Here is a 20,124-nt window from a genome sequence, read left to right on the forward strand (position 1 = left end):
TCAGGCGGCGTTGTCGTTGAGATGGCAGGCCGAGACATGGCCCGGCGCGATGGTCTTGAGCACGGGGGCTTCTTCCTTGCAGCGCGGCATCGCATGCGGGCAGCGCGGATGGAAGGTACAGCCGGAGGGCGGGTTCAGCGGCGAGGGAATCTCGCCGCGGATGGGCGTGAATTTGCGCCCGCGCCGCTCCACATCGGGCACCTCGGCCATGAGGGCCTGGGTATAGGGGTGGTTGGGACGGGCGAAGATCTCCGAGGCCTTGGCCTGTTCGACGATCTTGCCCAGGTACATGATGGCCACCCGGTCGGAGATATGCCGCACCACGCCCAGGTCATGGCTGATGAACAGATAAGTGAAGCCATGCTGTTCGCGCAGGTCCATGAAGAGATTGATGACCTGCGCCTGGATGGAGACGTCCAGCGCGGCCACGGGCTCGTCGCAGACCAGGAACTTGGGCGCGACCAGCAAGGCTCGCGCGATGCCGATGCGCTGGCGTTGCCCGCCGGAAATCTGATGCGGGAAGCGGTCGCGATACTCGCGGTCCAGGCCCACTTCGGCCAGGGCGCGGTCCACGCGCGCGGGGATTTCCGCGGCGGGCGCGAGCCGATGGACCTTCAGCGCCTCGCCCAGGATCTGGCGCAAGCGCTGGCGCGGGTTGAGCGAGGCTTGCGGATCCTGGAAGATCATCTGCACGCCCAGCGTATACGCCAGCTTGTCGGCGCCCTGCAGGCCGCCGACATCGCGTCCTTGGTAATAGAGCTCGCCCGAACTCTGGCGGTGCAGGCCGGCCACCACGCGGCCCAGCGTGGACTTGCCGCAGCCGGATTCGCCCACCAGGCCCACGACTTCGCCGCGCGCCACCGACAGCGACACGCCATTGACGGCGTGCACGGTGCGCCGGTCCATGGGCCGGCCGGCCAGGGAGAGGATGCGCTGCGCGATATCGGGACGGCTCTCAAAGCGCTTGTGGACGTCGCGCAGTTCGATAACGGGAGTGTCGGCTTGGGTCATGCGGCCTCGCGGGCAATCGGCACATAGCAGCGGAAGCTGCGCGGCCCTTCATGGGTGGCGGCGGGAGGCTGCTCGGTGCAGCGGGGGATCACATTCGGGCAGCGCGGCCGGAAGGCACAGCCCGACGGGCGTGCCGACAGGCTGGGCGCCATGCCATTGATCTGGTGCAGGCGGCTGCCCGGCTGGGACTGCGCCGGCATGGAGTCCAGCAGGCCGCGCGTGTAGGGATGGCGCGGCGAGTCCAGCACATCATTGACCGGGCCGGCCTCGACGATGCGGCCGGCGTACATGACGGCCACCTTGTCGGCCAGTTCGGCCACGACGCCCAGGTCGTGCGTGATCCAGATGAGCGCGGTCTGGTGTTCGCGGCAGATCTCCTGCATGCGGTAAAGGATCTGGCCCTGGATGGTCACATCCAGCGCCGTGGTCGGCTCGTCACAGATGATGAGGTCGGGCCGGTTGAGCATGGCGATGGCGATGGCCACGCGCTGGCGCATGCCGCCGGAGAATTCGTGCGGATAGGCGTTCAGACGCTTTTCGGGCGAGGGGATGCCCACCATGGCCAGCGCTTCGCGGCAGCGCTCCAGCGCCTGTTGCCGGGGCACATTCTCGTGCGTGAGGATGGCCTCCAGCATCTGCTCGCCGACCTTGAGCACCGGGTTCAGCGTCATGAGCGGATCCTGGAAGATCATGGCGATGCGGTTGCCGCGCAGCTGGCGCATCTGCTCTTCGCCCAGCTTGCGCAGGTCCGTGCCCTTGAAGCGGATCTCGCCCTCGACGACTTCGCCGGGCGGGTCGATCAGCCCCAGCAGGGAGAAGCCGGTGACCGATTTGCCGGAACCCGACTCGCCCACCAGGCCGACGATCTCGCCGCGCTTGACGGTGAGGTCCACGCCGTCGACGGCCGGCCAGGCGCCGGCCTCGGTATGAAAAGCGGTGCGCAGTCCGCGCACTTCGAGAAGGGTATCGTTCATGCTCGTCGCGGATCCAGGCTTTCGCGCAGGCGGTCGCCCACGATATTGATGGTGAGGATGAGGATCAGCAGGGCCAGGCCCGGGAAGAGGCTGATCCAGTAGTCGCCCGAGAGCAGGTACTGGAAACCGTTGGCGATCAGCAGGCCCAGCGAAGGTTCGGTCACCGGCACGCCCACGCCCAGGAAGGACAGCGTGGCTTCCAGCACGATGGCGTTGGCGATCTGGATGGTGGCGAACACCATCACCGGCCCCAGGCAGTTGGGCAGCAGGTGGAACAGCATGATGCGCCAGGCCGGGAAGCCCAGGTTGGCGGCGGCTTCCACGTATTCCTTGCGCCGCTCCTGGAGTGCGCGGCCGCGCATGATGCGTGCATAGTGCGCCCATTGCACGATCACCAGCGCCAGGATCACCTTGTCCACGCCGCGGCCCATCATGGCCAGAAGCACCAGGGCCACCAGGATGGTCGGAAAGCCCAGGATGAAATCGACCACCCGCATCAGGACGGCGTCCACGATGCCGCCGGCATAGGCGGCCACCAGGCCCACCAGGCTGCCGATGGCCGTGGCCAGCACGACGGCGGTCAGGCCCACGAAGAGGCTGATGCGCAGGCCATACAGGATGGCGCTGAGCATGTCGCGCCCCTGGTCATCGGTGCCCAGCCAGTAAAAACCCCCGTCCATCATGGGCGAGCGCGGCGGCAGGCGGCCGTCCAGCAGGTTGAGGCTGGCCAGGTCGTAGGGATTCTGCGGCGCGAAGAAAGGCGCCAGCAGCACGATGGCGATGAGGATGAACAGTGCGAGCGCCGAGCCGCGCAGGGTCGGGCGGCTGCGCAGCTTTTTCAGGATCTGGGCGCGGCGCGGCGTGTCGGCCAGGGGCGCAACCGTGCGCGTGCGGCCATTGCTGGAGGATGTTGCCATGGCGGACCTATTGAGCGGGAGCGACCAGCTGCACGCGCGGATCGAGCGCGGCGTACAGGATGTCGACGATGAGGTTGATGATGACGAAGATCAGCGTGACCAGCATCACATAGGCCACCACGACGGGGCGGTCCAGCTGGTAGACGCTGTCGATCAGCAGCTTGCCCATGCCCGGCCAGGCGAACACGGTCTCGGTGATGGTGGAGTAGGCGATCAGGTGGCCGAACTCCATGCCGATCACCGTCACCACGGGGATCAGGATGTTGCGCAGGATATGGCGGCGCACGATGCGGCCGGGCTTGATGCCCTTGGCCCGCGCGAATTTCACATACTCCTGCGACCGGGCCTCGACCACGCCGCTGGCCGTCAGGCGCAGCACCAGGGCGATATTGGCCAGGCCCAGGTTGATGGCGGGCATGATCACATGCGACCAGCCTTCGGCCGTGAAGATGGAGAAAGGCACGCCCAGCACATTGACCGTGGGGCCGCGCCCGGAGGCCGGCAGCCAGCCCAGCCAGACCGAGAATAGCAGGATGAGCATCATGCCCTGCCAGAAGTTGGGCAGGGAAAAGCCCAGCACCGAGGTGGCCATGATGCCGCGGCCCAGCGGCTCGTCGCGGTACAGGCCCGCCACCAGGCCCAGCGGGATGCCGATCACACAGGTCAGCGTGATGGCCACCAGCACCAGCTCGAAGGTGGCGGGAATGCGCTGGACGATGAGCTCGATGGCGGGAATGCCGTGCACGAAGGAGTTGCCGAGGTCGCCGTGCAGGGCGCGCCACAGGAAGTGCGCATACTGTTGCCAGACCGGCAGGTCCAGGCCCAGGCGCGTGATCATTGCCTGGCGCGCTTCCATGCTGGCTTCGGGGCTGACCAGCAGTTCGATCGGGTCGCCCACGGCGTAGACCGCCAGGAAGACGACCAGCGATACCGCCAGCAGGACAAACAGGCTCTGGATCAGCCTGCGAAGGATAAACAAGGCCACGTTTCGATTTCCTTGGTGGTCTCAATGAAAAGATGCGCCCGGGTGGGGCGATCGCATGCCCGGTTTCAGGTCAGCGGCCGGGCCAGCCGTACAACAGTCACCCCGGGCCGCAGATTGGCCAGCGAGGGCATGATGAGCACGCAGTTGTCATAGGGCGTGGTCACCGGTTCGCCTTCGGACCAGCCGATCACGGTGCCGGCCTGGGGCAGTTTCTCCAGGCCTTTCCAGGCCTGCGCGAAACGGAAGTCGGTGCTGCGCGCGGCGACCGCGTCGGTCACGCGCAGGGCTTGCGGCGCGCCGGCGGCCGGCCGCAGCCATTTGGCCGGCACATCCGCCGCCTCCACGATCTCGGAGGCCAGCAGGAAGCGCGCCATGATGTCCAGGGCCACGGCGGCGCTGGCCGTCGCGCCATGGAAACCGCATTCGATGAGCAGCGAGCGGGTCTGCGGATCGCCGTCGGGGGCGAAGCGGCCGTAGTCGCGCAGCCGCACGCCGGCCGCGTGCCCCGCATCGGACACGATATAAGCGGGATTGCCCAGCGCGCGGGCCAGCGCGATATTGCGCGGCGCCAGGCCGCTCAGTTGCAGCGGCTCGTCGGCATTGCTCATGGAATGGAAGTCCAGCAGCCAGTCGGCCCGCTCCACCCAGGGCAGCAGCTCGCGCGCGCGGCGGCGCTCCTGGCTGTCGCCCTCGGCCAGCTTGTCGGCGCTCCAGACGCGGTTCATGTCTTCGTCCACGAAACGCGAGCGGGCATGGTCGGCCGGATCGAAACGGTCGAAGGCCGCCAGATTGCAGAAGGCCAGGGTGAGGCTGCCGCGCCGCGGCGCCAGGCCGCTGGCCAGCAGCGTCTTCAAGGCCCAGGCGCCGCACAGCTCATTGCCGTGGATCAGGGCGGTGAGCAGGACCCGCCTGCCCGGCAGCCCCGAATCAAAGTGCCAGACACCTGGCGTGCCGGTGTTGCCGACGCGCTCGTCGTCCAGCCGAGGACGAGCTAAATCGAAGGGTCTAGTAGGAAGCAGGGACATGGCAACTCCGGAACGCGGGGCAGATTGTATAGGGGTTACAAATCTGTCCTTCCAGAAAGGAACAAGGGCGCCGCCTGCGGCGACGCCCTCGGGCGGGTCAGGGTCCCTGGCGGGGATACCGTACCCGGGTCATGGCAGTCTACTTCTTGTCGGCCGGCTTGACCGACATGGCCAGCGTGTACTGGTCCCGGCGGCCTTCGTAGACCAGGCCCTTGCGGAAGGCCCAGATGCTGCTTTCGAAGTGCAGCGGGATGAGCGGCACGTTATCCAGGGCGATCTGCGTGGATTGCTGCAGCAGCTTCTCGCGCTTGGCCGGATCGACCGTCACGATGGCCTGCAGATAAACCTTGTCGAAATCGGCGTTGGAGAAACCGCCGTAATTGCTGGTGCCCAGGCTCTTGGGCGAATCCAGCGAGGCGACCCACAGCTGGAACAGGCCCGAGGCTTCGCCGACTTCAGAGGGCCAGCCGCCGATCGAGAAGCTGAACTCGCGCTTGGCGCGCTTGGGGAAGTAGATCGAGGCCGTCATGGCATCGACATTGGCCTTGATGCCCACGCGCGACAGATACTGGGCCACGGCCTGCGCGATCTGGCCGTCATTGACGTAGCGGTCGTTGGTGGTCGAGATGGTCATCTCGAAGCCATTGGGATAGCCGGCTTCGGCGAGCAGTTTCTTGGCGCCCTCGGGGTCGTACTTGATCTCGGGGGCGTTGGGCAGGCCGCCGAACATGCCGTCGGGCATGTATTGGTAGGCCGGGGTGGCCAGGCCGTCCATGATGCGGGCCACGATGGTCTTGCGGTCGATGGCCATGGAGATGGCGCGGCGCACGCGCAGGTCCTGCAGCGGGTTCTTGCCGTCTGCCGCCTTGACGAAGGGGCTGGTGCTGCGGCCCACGTCCGGCTGGAAGAAGACCAGCCGCGTGGACGGGGTGGCGACATAGCCGTACTGCGGGTTGTTCTTGATGCGCTGCAGGTCGCGCGCCGCGGGGTTCTCGATGACATCGAAGTCGCCCGAGAGCAGGCCGGTCAGGCGCGGGCCGGCATTGGGCACCGGCACGAACTTCACTTCCTTCCAGGCCGGCTTTTCGCCCCAGTAATTGTCATTGCGCGTCAGCTCGATGCCCGTGCCCTTGACATAGGACTTCAACAAATAGGGGCCGGTGCCGATGGCGTCCTTGCCATTGTTGAAATCCGCCACGGTGGGCCACTTGCCGGTCACGCCGCAGCCCGCCTTGGGATCGAAGCTGAGCTTGCCGTGCTCGACGATGCCGTTCCAGATGATGGGCAGGCCGCGCGCCAGTTCGGCCGGCAGCAGGGGCAGCGGCTCGGCGGTCTTGATGATCACGGTGTGCGCATCCGGCGTCTGCACGTCGGCGATGCGCTTGGTCATGTCCATGTACGACTGCGAGATATTGGTCTCGTTGTTCAGCGTACGGCAGATGGTGAACAGCACGTCCTCGGAGGTGAAGGGCTTGCCGTTGGAGAACTTGACGTCGTCGCGCAGCTTGAATTCCCAGGTCAGGTCGTCCAGGTTCTTCCAGGACGTGGCCAGCGCGGGCTTGAGCTTCATGTTCGCATCGCGGCCCACCAGCGAATCGTAGACATGAGCCGAGAAAGCGTCATTCTGCGTTTGCTTGTGATAGTGGGGGTCGGCCGAGGTCGGTTCCGACGACAGGGCGATTTTCAGCGTCTGGGCCAGTGCGGCGCCGCCAGGGGCGGCCAGCAGGCCCGCCGTCAGGGCGGTCGCGAGGAGGCGAGACTTCATGTTGGACAACTCCGGGTATATAAGGCCGCGATTATTGATAGTCGCTACCGGCATTGTCAACGTTCGGTCCTACCCGCGCCGGGCCCGGGCGGGGATTTATTGCGCTGCGTCAGAGGGTTTGCGGCGAGGGCGGGGCCGTCGCTGTCAGGAACGGCCGCGCCCCGGCCCGCGAGGCGGGTCCCGGTATGTTGAGCGGAGGGATGGGAAGAAAAGCATCGCGCCCGCCTTGCAGGCCGGGCGCGACGCCGACAGCGCCGGAGGAGAGGGAGGGGGAGGCCGGCGCCGTCAGGGGACGGCACGGCCCGTTCGGGCGCCGTGCCGCTTCACGCGCTTACCACTGCGAACCGGTGTAGTTGGCGCTTTGGGCGCGGGCGCGGTTCATGGATTCGTTGACTTCGTCCACGAAGGCGAAGAAGCCGGCGACGCCGCGGCCGAGGCCGGCGGCCACGCGCTTGATGGCGGCAACGGGGTGCAGGGCGGATTGATCTTCCATAGCGCCGCGCAGCAGATCACGCTCCAGCGAATCGGTCATGCGGGCGTTTTGATTCAGGGTCAGGTCGCTCATGGTTTGCTCCAATCGTCATTTCTTGACTAGGTGAAAACCATTATAGGGATAACCCTAGGTGCAATGCAACAAAAACCTAGGGGAAACCCTAGGTATGTTGTAAATAAACCTGTCTGGGCCGAAATGCCCTGCGAATCAGGGGCTTGCGAGACGCCCGTTGCGGACGGCCCGGGCGGCGTCGGCCAGTTCGCCCGCGGTCAGGCCGATGGGGCCGATGCCCTGGGCGACCAGCGCGTCGGCTGCCGCGCCATGCAGCCAGACGGCGGCGGCGACCGCCTGCTCGGGCGGCAGCGCCTGGGCCAGCAGCGAGCCCAGCATGCCGGCCAGGACGTCGCCCGTGCCGGCGCTGGCCAGGCCGGGGTTGCCGGTGGGGTTGCGCCGGCAAGTGCCGTCCGGGGCGCAGACCAGGCTGCCCGCGCCCTTGAGCACGACCCAGGCGCCGTAGCGCCGCGCCAGCTCGCGCGCGGCGGCGGGGCGGTCGTCCTGCACCTGGGCGGTGCTACGGCCCAGCAGGCGGGCGGCTTCGGCCGGGTGCGGCGTGAGCACCACGCTGCCCTGCCCCCAGCTGGGCCGGATGCCGCCGCTGGCCAGCAGGTTCAGGCCATCGGCATCCAGCACCAGCGGCGCGTTGCGCCGCCGCTGGAAGAGTTCGGACAGCGCATTGGCCGCCAGCGCCGAGGTGCCGATGCCGCAGCCGGCCGTCCAGGCCGTCAGGGCGGGGCCGCTGGAGAGCAGATCGTGCGCCTCGCGCACCATGAGTTCAGGCTGCTGCGGGTCGCAGGCCAGCGGACAGGGATCCTGGGCCAGCCCCACCAGCACCTTGCCGGCGCCCAGCTTGAGCGCGGCGCGCGCGGCCAGCAAGGCCGCGCCCGTCATGCCCGGGCCGCCGCCCAGCACGCCCAGGCTGCCGAAGCTGCCCTTGTTGCTGTCGACCGGCCGGGGCGAGAACAAGGCGGGAAACTGGCTGCGGTCGATGAGGTCGGGGGGCGAGGCGGGCATGGCGGTTCCTGGAAGACGGCTTTCCACTATAGTGCCCAAAAACCGCGCGCATCGCCGCGCCAACCGGAGACGATGATGAGCACCGACGCAACGCTCGCCCACTACGCAGGCTATCAATCCCTCAAGCTGCGCCGCCACCCCGAGGGCGTGCTGGAGCTGATCATGGGCGCCAAGGACGCCAGCGGCAAGCTTTCGACCGCCGACCACCGGCTGCATCGCGAGCTGGCCGATATCTGGCGCGACATCGACACCGATCCCGAGACCCGGGTGGTGCTCATTCGCGGCGAGGGCAAGGGCTTTTCCGGCGGCGGCGATCTGGACCTGGTGCAGCAGATGGCCGATGACTTCGAGGTCCGCGCGCGCGTCTGGCGCGAGGCGCGCGACCTGGTCTACAACATCATCAATTGCAACAAGCCCGTGGTTTCGGCCATGCATGGGGCGGCCGTGGGCGCCGGGTTGGTGGCGGGCCTGCTGGCCGATGTCTCCATCGCCGCGCGCGACGCCCGCATCATCGATGGCCATACCCGCCTGGGCGTGGCCGCGGGCGACCACGCCGCCATTGTCTGGCCGCTGTTGTGCGGCATGGCCAAGGCCAAGTACTACCTGTTGCTTTGCGAGACGGTCAGCGGCGAGGAGGCCGAGCGCATCGGCCTGGTGTCGCTGTGCGTGGATGAGCCGCAGCTGATCGAGCGCGCCTTCGAGGTCGCCCTGCGTCTGGCGCGGGGGTCGCAGACCGCCATCCGCTGGACCAAGTACGCCCTGAACAACTGGCTGCGCCAGGCCGGGCCGAGTTTCGATACGTCGCTGGCCCTGGAGTTCATGGGCTTTGCCGGGCCCGACGTGCGCGAAGGCATACAGTCGCTGCGTGAACGCCGGGCGCCCGATTTCAAGCCCGATTCGCCCTTTTGATTCAGGCCTCCCGGGGCGCGAAGAAACGGGCGAAGGCGGCCTGGGCTTCAGCGCTGGCCAGCCGCTGGCCGAACTGCTCGGCTTCCCGGTCCAGGGTGGCGTGCAGCGCGGGACGCTGCGGTCCGCGCATGAGCGCCTTGGATACCCGCAGGGCTTGCCGCGGCTGGGCCGCCAGGCGGGCGGCCGTGGCCTGGGCATGGGCCAAAGCCTGTCCGGGTTCGGTGACCTGGCTGACCAGCCCGGCCTCGCGCGCCGCGTCGGCGCCGAAGGCCTCGCCCAGCAGCAGCCACTCGGCGGCGCGCCGGGCGCCGGCCATCCGGGCCAGCACCTGGCTGGAGCCGCCCTCCGGACACAGGCCCAGCGCCAGGAAAGGCAGGCGCAGCGCGGCGTCGCGGCCGGCATAGACGAAGTCGCAATGCTGTAGCAGCGTCACGCCGATGCCGATGGCATGGCCCTCGACGGCGGCGACCACCGGCGCATCGCAATCCACCAGGGCGCGCAGGAACTGCAGGCCGGGGCTGTCGCCGGCCGGCCGTCCGGCCTGGAAATCGCGCAAATCATTGCCGGCCGTGAAATGGCCGCCCGCGCCGGTCAGCACCACGGCGCCCACTTCCAGGTCGTCATGCGCGGCGCGCAAGGCCTCGGCCAAGGCGAAATAGCTGGCCGCGTCCAGCGCATTGCGGCGCTCGGGGCGATTCAGGGTCAGCGTGAGGATGCCGCCGTCGCGGCTAGCCAGCACCGGGCCGCTCATGCGAAGGCCCTGGCGGCCAGGCGCGCCCGCGCCGCCTCGAACTCGCCGCGCAGCTGGGCCACGATGTCGGCGGCGGGCCGCACGTCCGCGATGCTGCCCACGCCCTGGCCGGCGCCCCAAATGTCCTTCCAGGGCTTGGCGCGCGTGGTGCCGAAGTTGGAGGCCTCGGCCTGCGGCGCGGGCAGATTGGCCGGGTCCAGGCCGGCGTTGATGATGCTGGCCTTCAGGTAGTTGCCGGGGATGCCGGTGAAGAAGGGCGTATAGAGAATGTCGCCGGCGCTGGCCTGCACCAGGGCCTGTTTATAGGCTTCGCTGGCATTGGCTTCGCGGCTGGCGATAAAGCGCGTGCCCATATAGGCGAAGTCCGCGCCCATGGCCAGCGCGGCCAGGACGCCCGCGCCGCTGGCGATGGCCCCGGACAGGACGATGGGGCCGTCATAGAAGCGCCGCACCTCGGCCAGCAGTGCGAAGGGGCTGAGCGTGCCGGCGTGGCCGCCGGCGCCCGCGGCCACCAGGATGAGGCCGTCGACGCCGGCCTCCAGGGCCTTCTCGGCATGGCGGATGGTGGTGACGTCATGAAAAACCTTGCCGCCCCAGGCGTGGATGCCGGCCACCAGGTCGCCTGGCGCGCGCAGGCTGGTAATGATGTAGGGCACGCGGTGCCGAGCGCACTCAGACAGGTCCTGTTCCAAGCGGTCGTTGGATTGGTGGATGATCTGGTTGACCGCATAGGGCGCGACGCGGGCTTGCGGATGGGCCTGGCGGTAGGCGGCCAGGCCGGCCTCGACTTCGGCCAGCCAGTCCGCCAGCAGGCTCTGGGGGCGCGCGTTCAGCGCCGGAAACGCGCCCATCACGCCGCTGGTGCATTGCGCCAGCACCAGGCCGGGGTTGGACACGATGAACATGGGCGAGCAGATGACGGGCAAATGCATCTGGCCATACAGATCGGCGACCACGGGATGGGGCGCGGCGGTGTCTCGGGCGTTCATGAGGGTTTCCGATGATATTGAGCGTTGCGAAAGCCGTGTCTATAATTACCTACCGGTCGTCCGGTAATTAATTGAATCCATTTAACGGCATGCGGTAAATCGCTGTCAATGCAGGTTCTCCAGTAAACACGTCCCGCCTGTCTTTCGCCATGCCTGTTTCTGCCCCCCCGGCCCGCCGCGCCGGCCGTCCGCCGACCCTGGCCGCCCCGCGCGAGCGCATCCTCGAGGCCGCCGCCGCCCTGTTTGCCCAGAGCGGCTATGAAGGCAGTTCGATCGCCGACCTGGCGACGTCCATCGGCGTGTCCAAGGCGGCCATTTATCACTATTACCCCACCAAGCAGGACATCTACGACGCCATCATTCTGGAGGTGCTCGGCGGCCTGCTGGCCGCGGTGACCCGCGCCTGCGATAGCGAGACCGGCGCCTATGCGCGGCTGCGCGCTTTCATGCTGGCGCATGCGGATTACTTCGAGGCGCACCACGACCAGTTCGTCACCATGCTGATCGGATATTCGGGCATGGCCCTGCCCGAGCAGGCCGACGCCGCGCGGCTGCGCGACCGCTACGAGGCCTTGCTGCGCGCCATCCTGTCCGAAGGGGTGGATGAGGGCGTATTCCGCGCGCGCGAGGTCGCCGCCACCGGGCGTGCCGTGTTGTCCCTGCTCAACTGGATGGTGCGCTGGTACAAGCCCGGCCAGGGGCAGACCGCCCGCGCCATCGCGCAAGATTATTTTGACTTGATTACCGGCGGCCTTTGCCGCCCTGAGAACGAACCGAGGTAAACCCCATGGCACTGGACCAAGAAACCCTGACCCTGTTGCTGGACGCCGTGCGCCGCTTCGTGACCGAGCGCCTGGTGCCGGCCGAGGAAGCGCTTGCGCACACCGGCCAGATTCCCGATGACATCGTGACCGAAATGCGCGAGCTGGGCCTGTTCGGGCTGTCGATCGCGCCCGAGCATGGCGGCCTGGGCCTGACCATGGAAGAAGAGGTCAAGGTGGTGTTCGAGCTGGGCCAGACCTCGCCGGCTTTCCGCTCGCTGGCGGGCACCAATATCGGGATCGGTTCGCAAGCCATCGTGCTGGCGGGATCGGAGGCGCAGCGCGCCGCCTACCTGCCCCGCCTGGCCAGCGGCGAACTGATCGGCGCTTTCGCCCTCACCGAACCCGACGCGGGCTCCGACGCCATGGCCTTGCGCACCACGGCCACGCGCGACGGCGATCATTACATCCTGAACGGCACCAAGCGCTTCATCACCAACGCGCCCATCGCCGGCTTGTTCTCCGTCATGGCGCGCACCGCGCCCGAGCGCCGCGCCGATTCCATCTCCTGCTTCCTGGTCGAGGCCGGCACGCCCGGCCTGACGCTGGGCAAGCCCGACAAGAAAATGGGCCAGGCCGGCGCGCTGACCTGCGACGTGGTCTTCGACAATTGCCGCGTGCCGGCCAGCACCCTGCTGGGCGAGCAGGAGGGCACGGGTTTCCGCACCGCCATGCGCGTGCTGGACAAGGGCCGGCTGCATATCGCCGCGCTGTGCGTCGGCATCGCCGAGCGGCTGGTGCGCGATGCCGCCCGCTATGCGCTGGAGCGCCAGCAATTCGGCAAGCCCATCGCCGAGTTCCAGCTGGTGCAGGCCATGCTGGCCGACAGCCAGGCCGAGCTGTACGCGGCGCGCTGCATGGTGCTGGATGCGGCCGCCAAGCGCGACCGGGGCGAGAACACCACCATGGAGGCGGCTTGCGCCAAGATGTTCTCCACCGAAATGGTCGGCCGGGTGGCCGACCGCGCGGTGCAGATCCACGGCGGCGCCGGCTATATGGCCGAGTACGCGGTCGAGCGCTTTTACCGCGACGTGCGCCTGTTCCGCATTTTCGAGGGCACGACCCAGATCCAGCAGCTGGTCATCGCGCGCGAGACGCTCAAGGCCTATGCCTGAGGCGGCGATCTTGTGCGCGCGCCGCACAAGATCGTGCACAAAACGGAAAACAACCCCGGGCGGCTGGGGCTAATATGCCAGCTTCCCGACGTCTTACTTCAAGCAAAACCATGTCGCAACGTACCGCTCCCCTGGCCGGCATCCGTGTGCTGGATCTCACCCGCGTGCTTGCCGGTCCCTGGTGCACCCAGAACCTGGCCGATCTCGGCGCCGAAGTGATCAAGATCGAGCGCCCCGGCGCGGGCGACGACACGCGCGCCTGGGGCCCTCCCTACCTGAAGAACGCCGCCGGCGAAAATACCAGCGAGGCGGCCTACTACCTGTCGGCCAACCGCAATAAGTTCTCGGTGGCGCTGGACATCGCCAGCCCGCGCGGCGCCGAGCTCGTGCGCGAGCTGGCCAAGCAGTGCGACATCGTGGTGGAGAACTTCAAGGTGGGCGGCCTGCGCAAGTACGGGCTGGACTACGAGAGCCTGAAGGCCATCAATCCGCGCATCATCTATTGCTCCATCACCGGCTTCGGCCAGACCGGACCCTACGCCAGCCGTCCGGGCTATGACTTCATGATCCAGGGCATGGGCGGGCTGATGAGCATCACCGGCGAGCGCGACGACCTGCCCGGCGGCGGTCCGCAGAAGGCCGGCGTGGCCGTGGCCGACCTGATGACCGGCATGTACTCCACCGTCGGCATCCTGGCCGCCATCATCGAGCGCGAGCGCAGCGGCCTGGGCCAGCATATCGACATGGCCCTGCTGGACTGCCAGGTGGCCATGCTGGCCAACCAGAACCTCAATTTCATGACCTCGGGCAAGGCGCCTCAGCGCGCGGGCAATGCCCACCAGAACCTGGTGCCCTACCAGGTCTTCGCCGCCGCCGACGGCCATCTCATCGTGGCCGTGGGCAACGACGGGCAGTTCCGCAACTATTGCCGCGTGGTCGGCCTGCCCGAACTGGCCGATGATCCGCGCTACGCCACCAATCCGCAGCGCGTGCGCAACCGCGACGCGCTGGTGCCGCTGCTGGCCGAGCGCATGGCCACCGGCGCGCGCGACACCTGGCTGGCCGAACTGGAGGCCGCCGGCGTGCCCGCCGGCCCCATCAATACGCTGGACCAGGTCTACGAAGACCCGCAGGTGCTGGCGCGCGGCATGAAGCGCGAGCTGCCGCACGCCCTGGCCGGCTCGGTGCCCATCGCCGCCAGTCCGCTCAAGCTCTCGGACACCCCGGTGGAGTACCGCCGTCCGGCGCCCATGCTGGGCGAGCACACCCGGCAGATCCTGAGCGAACGCCTGGGCCTGTCCGATGAAGAAATCCAGGCGCTGGCCCAAGGCGCGGCGGACTAACGACGATCAAGAAAGCAGGAGAGACAGATGGCTGATATTCAGATCCTTGGCGTGGTTGGCGCCGGGGCCATGGGACGGGGCATCGCGCAGATCGCGGCCCAGGCGGGCATCAAGGTCCGCCTGTATGACAACAATGCCGCCGCCGTGGCCGCCGCCCGTGACGCCCTGGCCCAGACCTGGGACAAACTGGCCCAGAAGGGCAAGATGAGCGCCGAAGCCGTCAAGGCGGCCCTGGATCATATCCAGCCCGCCCAGGCCCTGGCCGATCTGGCGGACTGCCAGCTCGTGGTCGAAGCCATCGTCGAGCGCCTGGACGTCAAGCGCGACCTGTTCTCGCAGCTGGAATCCATCGTGGGGCCGGACTGCATCCTGGCCTCCAACACGTCTTCGCTGTCCATCACCGCGATCGCGGCGGCCTGCCAACGGCCTGGGCGCGTGGCGGGTTTCCACTTTTTCAATCCGGTGCCGCTCATGAAGGTGGTCGAGGTTATCGACGGCCTGCGCAGCGCGCCGGCCGTCGGCGATGCCCTGGCCGCCCTGGCGCGCCGCATGGGCCACACGCCCGTGCGCGCCAAGGATATGCCGGGCTTCATCGTCAATCACGCCGGCCGCGGCATGAACACCGAGGGCCTGCGCGCGGCCCAGGAAGCGGTGGCGCCGTTCGACCAGATCGACGCCATCATGCGCGAGCAGGCGGGCTTTCGCATGGGGCCCTTCGAGCTGATGGACCTGACCGGCCTGGATGTGTCGCATCCGGTGATGGAGTCCATCTACGGCCAGTTCTTCGACGAGCCGCGCTTCCGCCCCTCGCCCATCACGACGGTGCGCCTGGCAGGCGGCCTGCTGGGCCGCAAGGCCGGCGAAGGGTTCTACGTCTACCAGGATGGCCAGAAACAAGTGCCGGCCGAACCCGCCGTGCCGGCCCTGCCGCAGGGCCTGCGCGTCTGGGTCAGCGCGGCGCACGCCGACGGCCAGGCGCGTGCCCAGGCCTTGCTGCGGCAGCTGGGCGCCGAGGTGGTGCAGGCCGACGCCGCGCCGGCCGACGCGCTGCTGGTCGTCACGCCCCTGGGCGAGGATGTGTCCAGCTGCGTGGCTGGCCAGGGCCTGGACGGCACGCGCACGGTGGGCCTGGATGTGCTGCATGACTTCGCCGCCAGCCGCCGCCGCACCGTGATGACGTCGCCGGCGACCACGGCGCGCTGGCGCGACGCTGCCCACGCTTTGTTCGCCAAGGACGGCGTGGCCGTCAGCGTCATCGAGGATTCGCCCGGCTTCATCGCTCAGCGCGTGGTGGCGACCATCGTCAACATCGCCTGCGACATCGCCCAGCAGCATATCGCCACGCCCGGCGACATCGACCAGGCCGTGAACCTCGGCCTGGGTTATCCCAAGGGCCCGCTGGCCATGGGCGACGCGCTGGGCGCGGCGCGCATCCTGGAGATCTTGCGCAATATGGAGCGCGTCACCGGCGACCCGCGCTACCGTCCCAGCCTGTGGCTGCAGCGCCGCGTGCAGCTCGGCCTGCCCCTGGCGCAAGCCTGATCGGCGCCAGCACCAGGCAAAAAAATATCGGCCCCCAGGGGCCGATATTTTTTGGGTGTCACTCACGCCGCCGGCCGGTGGAGCCGGACGGCGCTATTTGGCCGCGTTGACCATGTATTCGACCGCGGCGCGGATATCTTCTTCCGAGGCATTGGCCGCGCCGCCCTTGGGCGGCATCGCGCCCTTGCCGGTGAGGGCCACCTTGACCATGGTGTCGATGCCGGTGGCCACATAAGGGGCCCAGGCGGCCTTGTCGCCGAACTTGGGCGCATTGGCCACACCCGTGCCGTGGCAGGCGAAGCAGGTGCTCTTGTAGAGCTTCTCGCCGGCTGGATTGGTCGCGGCTGCTTGTGCCGGCGCGGGAGCGGCCGGCGCGGCCGCCGCAGGCGGCGGCGTGGCCGGAGCCGCGGGAGCCGCGGCGGGGGCGGCGGCAGCAGGCGCGGCGGCTTCTGCTTTCTTTTCTTCCTTGGGTTCGGCCGGCTCGGGCAGGTTGCCGCCCGACTTGTTGGCCATGTAGACCACGGCGCGCGCGACTTCGAAGTCGCTCAGGGCCGGATTGCCGCCCTTGGCCGGCATGCCGCCCTTGCCGTGCAGCGCCACATTGAGCATGGCGTCAAAGCCGGCCTGTATGAAAGGCGCCCAGGCCGCGTTGTCGCCCACCTTGGGCGCGCCGGCCACGCCGGCGGTATGACAGGCCGTACAGACCGCGGCAAAGACCTGGTCGCCCGTCTTGTAGACGCGCGGCGCATTGGCGTCGACCAGCTGGAAACCGGCCACGGGCGCGATGCGCTTGTTGATGGCTTCTTCCGAGAGAGTATCGGAGCCTGCGCCAACCTTGGTGTTCGAGACGACCATGTTGACCAGCAGGATGATGATGAGGATGGGGACGACGAAGGCCAGCACGACCGTGACGATCAACTGACGGGGCGTCTTGATGGGAGATGAATGTTCTTCGATGTGATCCTGCTCGTTGCTCATATCCTAATCCTGCTAATCGGAACGCCAGGTGGCGGAATCAGACTGACACGACAACTCAACGCAACTACGAGGAAGGCCGGGGCAAGAACAAACTCCCCGACCTGCAATAAACGCTGGATTATATAACGGCAATCGGGGACGAAATCCGAATTCGGGTAAGCCCCGAACAGGGACCGCAAAAATGGGTACAATAGTGCCGCGCTGTGCCCGTAGTTCAATGGATAGAATGAGAGTTTCCGAAGCTCTTGATACAGGTTCGATTCCTGTCGGGCGCGCCACAATCACTTCAAAGGCCTGGCGCGCTGCCAGGCAGCCCTTCGCGGATCTTGCTTGAGAAATCCTCGGCCTCGCCCACGGCGCGCGCCCGATCCGTGAAACGCCCCGCCCGCCGCCGGTCTTCGATGCTGGCGCTGCCTTCCAGGGCGCCGAGGGCGTGCAGATACTCCGGCAGATAGCCCGACAGCAGGATGCGGTAGTCAAAGGGCATGCCCGGGATCACGCGGTCCACCAGCTGATAGACCAGGGTCGTGCAGTTCGCCGTGAGCGTGTTGTAGAAACGCGGCCGGCGGCGCAGGCTGTTCGCGGTGTCGACATAGGCAAGAAAAAGCGCCGCGGCGTCTTTTTGCGGGATCTTCACGCGGAAAAGATAGGCGTCCTCGCCGCGGATATTGGTCCGCACCTTGAGGCTGTCTTCCTCGGTCGAGGCGAGGACGGCGAGTTCATAGTGCCGAAAGAATCCTCCCAGTTCCGAGAATCTGTCTCCGACCTTGCGCCGGATCTCGATGGAAAAGACGGTGTAATCGCCATTGCGGAAACCGAAGCAGACCATGGTGTGCGCGATGGCCTTGCGGCCCCAGTACGAGAGCGCCACATCGACGGATTGCAGTTCGTCCAGATTGTGGCTGCGGGACAGCCAGCGCGCCTCAAAGTCCGTGGCCGACCGCCAGGCGAAATCGCGCACGTTGTGCAGGGTCACGACGGGGCCGTGGATCTCGCCATGGGTCTGCCTTTCGACTTCGGGCATCCATTGCCGCGCATGAGAGGGGCGCACCCAGAACAGCCACCATGACAGCAGGGCCGCGATGGCCAGGCCAAAGGCCCAGGCAAGCGCCGGAAAGCGCCCGATCGACGCCACGGCGAGCAGCGCGAACACGGCCCAGGCCGCCGGTGCCAGCGGCCTGGCGCGGCCTTCGAAGGGCGGGCGGAACCAGAGCGCCAGGCAGCCCCAGGCGCCCGCCAGCAGAAACACAAGACCGAGGACGAGGGCCATGATGCCAGTTGGGCTGGATGGCGCGGGCCGGCCCGCGCTCAGGCGCCGCGTTCGGTCGCTGCGCGGTCCTGGCTGCGCCAGTTGGCCCGCAGGGCGGCGATCTGGCGTATGGCTTCCTGCGCCATGCGCCACCAGGCGAAGGGCCGGGGATCCGCGAGCATGCTGAGGGCGCGCGCATAGTCCAGCGTGAGGCCCGGCGTCCAGGCCATGGTCTCGGCGCGCTTGCGGATCTGCGATGCCACCCAGAGCTCCGGCGTCAGCACGAGGCGCAGCATGACGCCCCAGCCGGCCGAGGGGCCGTGCAGCCGCCCGACCACCCCGTCCAGGGCGGCTTCCAAGGCCGCCGAGACGGAGCTGGAGCAGTTGCGGTGGGTGAGGTTGTAGGTGGTGGTCTTGCTGTACTCGGCCCAGAATGCGGCCAGTTTCGCGGCGTCGTAATTGCGGATGCGCACTTGCACCGTCGAGGGGCACCAGGCTTTCGATTCGGTCGGGTAGTCCGGCTGGAAGACGCCCGCCACATCGTTGTCCGCGGTGGCGCGCAGCAGCGTGCCGAATTGTTCCGGCGAGTGGTCGATCTCCTGGGCGGGATAGAGGCTGACGTAGATGCCCTCCGGCGACTCCAGGGCCGCGTGCCCCGTCGACACCACGCCGTTGACGTCCACGGCGGCGATGTAGCGGTCTATCACGGGGTAGCGGACCGTATCGTTCTTGGCTGAACCCGTGGGTGTCCAGACGTGGACGGTCAGCGCGCGCTCGGACTCCGCCGGCGGGCCGTCGAACAGCTTTGGCCGGGCCTTTTCCTCGCTGCTGGGCATGAATTCAGGGTGCGGGTTGGTGACCAGCCCCGGATTGCCGTCCAGGTTTTTCACCCGGCGTCCCAGGGACAGGAGTTTCAGGCCGGAGAAGATCAAGAACAGGCCAAGGCAGTACGGCACGGTGCCGACATAGTGCGTCGGATAAGGCTGGAAGAAGAAGATCGCCAGGGCGATTTCGGCCAGGCCGGCGGCAAAGACATAACGCCAGCGCGGGTAGCGCACGACGTAGGAGGCGATGCATTGCAGCAGGCCGTCCACGAGGAACAGCAGCCCGAAAATCATGGAGAGCAGGAAATGCCCATGATGATGGCCCGCCAGGATCAATATCCCGGCCAAGAGCGTGAACGAGCCTTTGGCGTAACGGAGAACCCGCTGGCCGCCGACGCCGGATTGCGCGATCACCAGCGTGGCGATGCCGTCGACCACGAAAAGCAGTGCGAAGAAATTGATGGGGAAATAGAGCGCGTCGTCGAGGGCGTCGATGAATATCGCGATGCCGCAGACCAGGAAGGCCCAGCCCAGGATCAGTATCGTCCGCGCACGCCGTTGCAGGTAAGACACGCCAAGCAAGATCAAGATCAAATTTGCCATCAGCACCCCGTCCTGACGGGCACGGTGTCCCGTGCCTCTGCATTGATATTGTTTTTTGCCGCGTCGGAATTATAAACACGCGGCAATAGCGCAGGGTCCCGTACCGGCGGCGTATGCCCTCGGCGATTGCCGCCGACGCCAGGCCGGGCCCATCGCGCCCGCCTCGCCGTTGGCGGCCGGGCGGGCCGCGCATCGGCATGCCTAGCGCTGTTCGGTGTATTTCAGTTCGCTCAGGTCATATCCCTGGGACCTGGCGATGGCCAGGGCCTGCTCCAGCGCCTGCGGCTCGAGCTTGGGCGCGCGGGCCAGGATCCACAGCGTTTTGCGGCTGGGCGCGCCCACCACGGCCCAGCGATATTCCGGGTCCAGCCCGATGATCCAGTAATCGCCCTTGAAGGGCTTGAAGAAAGAGACTTCCAGCTTGGCGTTGCCGCTGCCTTCGACCACCGTGGCGGTGCCCGTGGCCGCGTCGATGCCGCCGTTCTTGTCGCGGCAGCGGTTGGTCACGCCCACCGTGCCGTCCGTGTTGCGGGTGTATTCGGCCGTGGTGTCGCCCACGCAATTGCGCTGGAAGAACATCGGCAGGTGGGCGATCTCGTACCAGCGGCCGGCGTAGCGGTCCAGGTCGACGTGTTCGACGGCGCGCACGGCGGGCTGCTGGGCCTGGGCGGCGCCCAGGCCCGTGGCCAGGGCGGCCAGGGTGAGGAATATCAGGCGGCGCATGCATGGTCTCCTGCGATGGCGGCCGCCTGGGGGCGC

General features: G+C 67.6%; 19 protein-coding genes and 1 tRNA gene. 6 read left to right on the forward strand and 14 right to left on the reverse strand.

Annotated features, from left to right (window positions below):
• From AXA74_RS11320 to AXA74_RS11355, 8 genes are all read right to left on the reverse strand, one after another.
• Entirely contained in the window at window positions 1-1,011 is a 1,011-nt protein-coding gene (locus AXA74_RS11320; protein ID WP_029577589.1) for an ABC transporter ATP-binding protein, read from the reverse strand.
• The gene (locus AXA74_RS11325; RefSeq protein WP_029577588.1) at window positions 1,008-1,985 is read right to left on the reverse strand and encodes an ABC transporter ATP-binding protein; all 978 of its coding nucleotides are present in this window, start codon (window positions 1,983-1,985) and stop codon (window positions 1,008-1,010) included. The genes AXA74_RS11320 and AXA74_RS11325 overlap by 4 nt, the downstream gene beginning before the upstream one ends.
• On the reverse strand, window positions 1,982-2,902 hold the full coding sequence (locus AXA74_RS11330) for an ABC transporter permease (protein ID WP_029577587.1): 921 nt from the start codon (window positions 2,900-2,902) through the stop codon (window positions 1,982-1,984). The genes AXA74_RS11325 and AXA74_RS11330 overlap by 4 nt, the downstream gene beginning before the upstream one ends.
• A gap of 7 nt (window positions 2,903-2,909) precedes the next feature.
• Window positions 2,910-3,887 (reverse strand): ABC transporter permease, encoded by a 978-nt coding sequence (locus AXA74_RS11335; protein WP_032957952.1) that lies wholly within the window; start codon window positions 3,885-3,887, stop codon window positions 2,910-2,912.
• A gap of 65 nt (window positions 3,888-3,952) precedes the next feature.
• Window positions 3,953-4,912: a M14 family metallopeptidase gene (locus AXA74_RS11340; protein WP_029577585.1), complete on the reverse strand. Its 960-nt coding sequence runs from the start codon at window positions 4,910-4,912 to the stop codon at window positions 3,953-3,955.
• A 139-nt stretch (window positions 4,913-5,051) separates the two neighbouring features.
• A complete protein-coding gene (locus AXA74_RS11345) occupies window positions 5,052-6,677 on the reverse strand; it encodes an ABC transporter substrate-binding protein (protein WP_029577584.1) in 1,626 nt (541 codons plus the stop codon).
• Between the two features lie 331 nt (window positions 6,678-7,008).
• A complete protein-coding gene (locus tag AXA74_RS11350) occupies window positions 7,009-7,242 on the reverse strand; it encodes a hypothetical protein (RefSeq protein WP_029577583.1) in 234 nt (77 codons plus the stop codon).
• Window positions 7,243-7,377: 135 nt separating this feature from the next.
• Window positions 7,378-8,241: an NAD(P)H-hydrate dehydratase gene (locus AXA74_RS11355; protein ID WP_032971643.1), complete on the reverse strand. Its 864-nt coding sequence runs from the start codon at window positions 8,239-8,241 to the stop codon at window positions 7,378-7,380.
• Window positions 8,242-8,316: 75 nt separating this feature from the next.
• Here AXA74_RS11355 and AXA74_RS11360 point away from each other — a divergent pair, with 75 nt between their 5' ends.
• On the forward strand, window positions 8,317-9,150 hold the full coding sequence (locus tag AXA74_RS11360; RefSeq protein WP_032957942.1) for an enoyl-CoA hydratase/isomerase family protein: 834 nt from the start codon (window positions 8,317-8,319) through the stop codon (window positions 9,148-9,150).
• Between the two features lies 1 nt (window position 9,151).
• On the opposite strand, the gene AXA74_RS11365 is transcribed toward AXA74_RS11360, so the two are convergent.
• Window positions 9,152-9,901, reverse strand: coding sequence for an enoyl-CoA hydratase-related protein (locus AXA74_RS11365; RefSeq protein WP_032957933.1), 750 nt, complete (start codon window positions 9,899-9,901; stop codon window positions 9,152-9,154).
• Window positions 9,898-10,890, reverse strand: coding sequence for an NAD(P)H-dependent flavin oxidoreductase (locus AXA74_RS11370; protein ID WP_032957931.1), 993 nt, complete (start codon window positions 10,888-10,890; stop codon window positions 9,898-9,900). Before AXA74_RS11370 ends, AXA74_RS11365 begins: the two co-directional genes overlap by 4 nt.
• Before the next feature lie 149 nt (window positions 10,891-11,039).
• On the opposite strand from AXA74_RS11370, the gene AXA74_RS11375 reads away from it, so the two are divergent.
• The 4 genes from AXA74_RS11375 (at window position 11,040) to AXA74_RS11390 (ending at window position 15,711) form a co-directional block, all read left to right on the forward strand.
• A complete protein-coding gene (locus tag AXA74_RS11375; protein ID WP_029577579.1) occupies window positions 11,040-11,672 on the forward strand; it encodes a TetR/AcrR family transcriptional regulator in 633 nt (210 codons plus the stop codon).
• 5 nt (window positions 11,673-11,677) lie between these two features.
• On the forward strand, window positions 11,678-12,826 hold the full coding sequence (locus tag AXA74_RS11380; RefSeq protein WP_029577578.1) for an acyl-CoA dehydrogenase family protein: 1,149 nt from the start codon (window positions 11,678-11,680) through the stop codon (window positions 12,824-12,826).
• 110 nt (window positions 12,827-12,936) lie between these two features.
• Complete coding sequence (locus AXA74_RS11385) at window positions 12,937-14,169, forward strand: CaiB/BaiF CoA transferase family protein (RefSeq protein ID WP_029577577.1); 1,233 nt, start codon at window positions 12,937-12,939, stop codon at window positions 14,167-14,169.
• A gap of 27 nt (window positions 14,170-14,196) precedes the next feature.
• Entirely contained in the window at window positions 14,197-15,711 is a 1,515-nt protein-coding gene (locus AXA74_RS11390; protein WP_029577576.1) for a 3-hydroxyacyl-CoA dehydrogenase, read from the forward strand.
• Window positions 15,712-15,804: 93 nt separating this feature from the next.
• On the opposite strand, the gene AXA74_RS11395 is transcribed toward AXA74_RS11390, so the two are convergent.
• The gene (locus AXA74_RS11395) at window positions 15,805-16,689 is read right to left on the reverse strand and encodes a c-type cytochrome (protein WP_029577575.1); all 885 of its coding nucleotides are present in this window, start codon (window positions 16,687-16,689) and stop codon (window positions 15,805-15,807) included.
• A gap of 203 nt (window positions 16,690-16,892) precedes the next feature.
• Between AXA74_RS11395 and AXA74_RS11400 the strand changes: the two genes are divergently transcribed.
• A tRNA-Arg gene (locus AXA74_RS11400) sits at window positions 16,893-16,967 on the forward strand.
• An 8-nt stretch (window positions 16,968-16,975) separates the two neighbouring features.
• Here the strand turns inward: AXA74_RS11400 and AXA74_RS11405 are convergent.
• From AXA74_RS11405 to AXA74_RS11415, 3 genes are all read right to left on the reverse strand, one after another.
• Window positions 16,976-17,959 carry an Lnb N-terminal periplasmic domain-containing protein gene (locus AXA74_RS11405; RefSeq protein WP_048940380.1) on the reverse strand — a complete coding sequence of 328 codons (984 nt, stop codon included), beginning with the start codon at window positions 17,957-17,959 and terminating at the stop codon, window positions 16,976-16,978.
• Window positions 17,960-17,997: 38 nt separating this feature from the next.
• Window positions 17,998-19,365, reverse strand: a complete 1,368-nt coding sequence (locus AXA74_RS11410) for an HdeD family acid-resistance protein (protein WP_032979625.1) — start codon at window positions 19,363-19,365, stop codon at window positions 17,998-18,000.
• Window positions 19,366-19,566: 201 nt separating this feature from the next.
• Complete coding sequence (locus AXA74_RS11415; RefSeq protein ID WP_029577572.1) at window positions 19,567-20,088, reverse strand: lipocalin family protein; 522 nt, start codon at window positions 20,086-20,088, stop codon at window positions 19,567-19,569.
• Window positions 20,089-20,124: the final 36 nt, after the last annotated feature.

Origin of the sequence: Bordetella hinzii LMG 13501 (assembly GCF_001548475.1) — a bacterium.
Lineage (GTDB): Bacteria > Pseudomonadota > Gammaproteobacteria > Burkholderiales > Burkholderiaceae_B > Bordetella > Bordetella hinzii.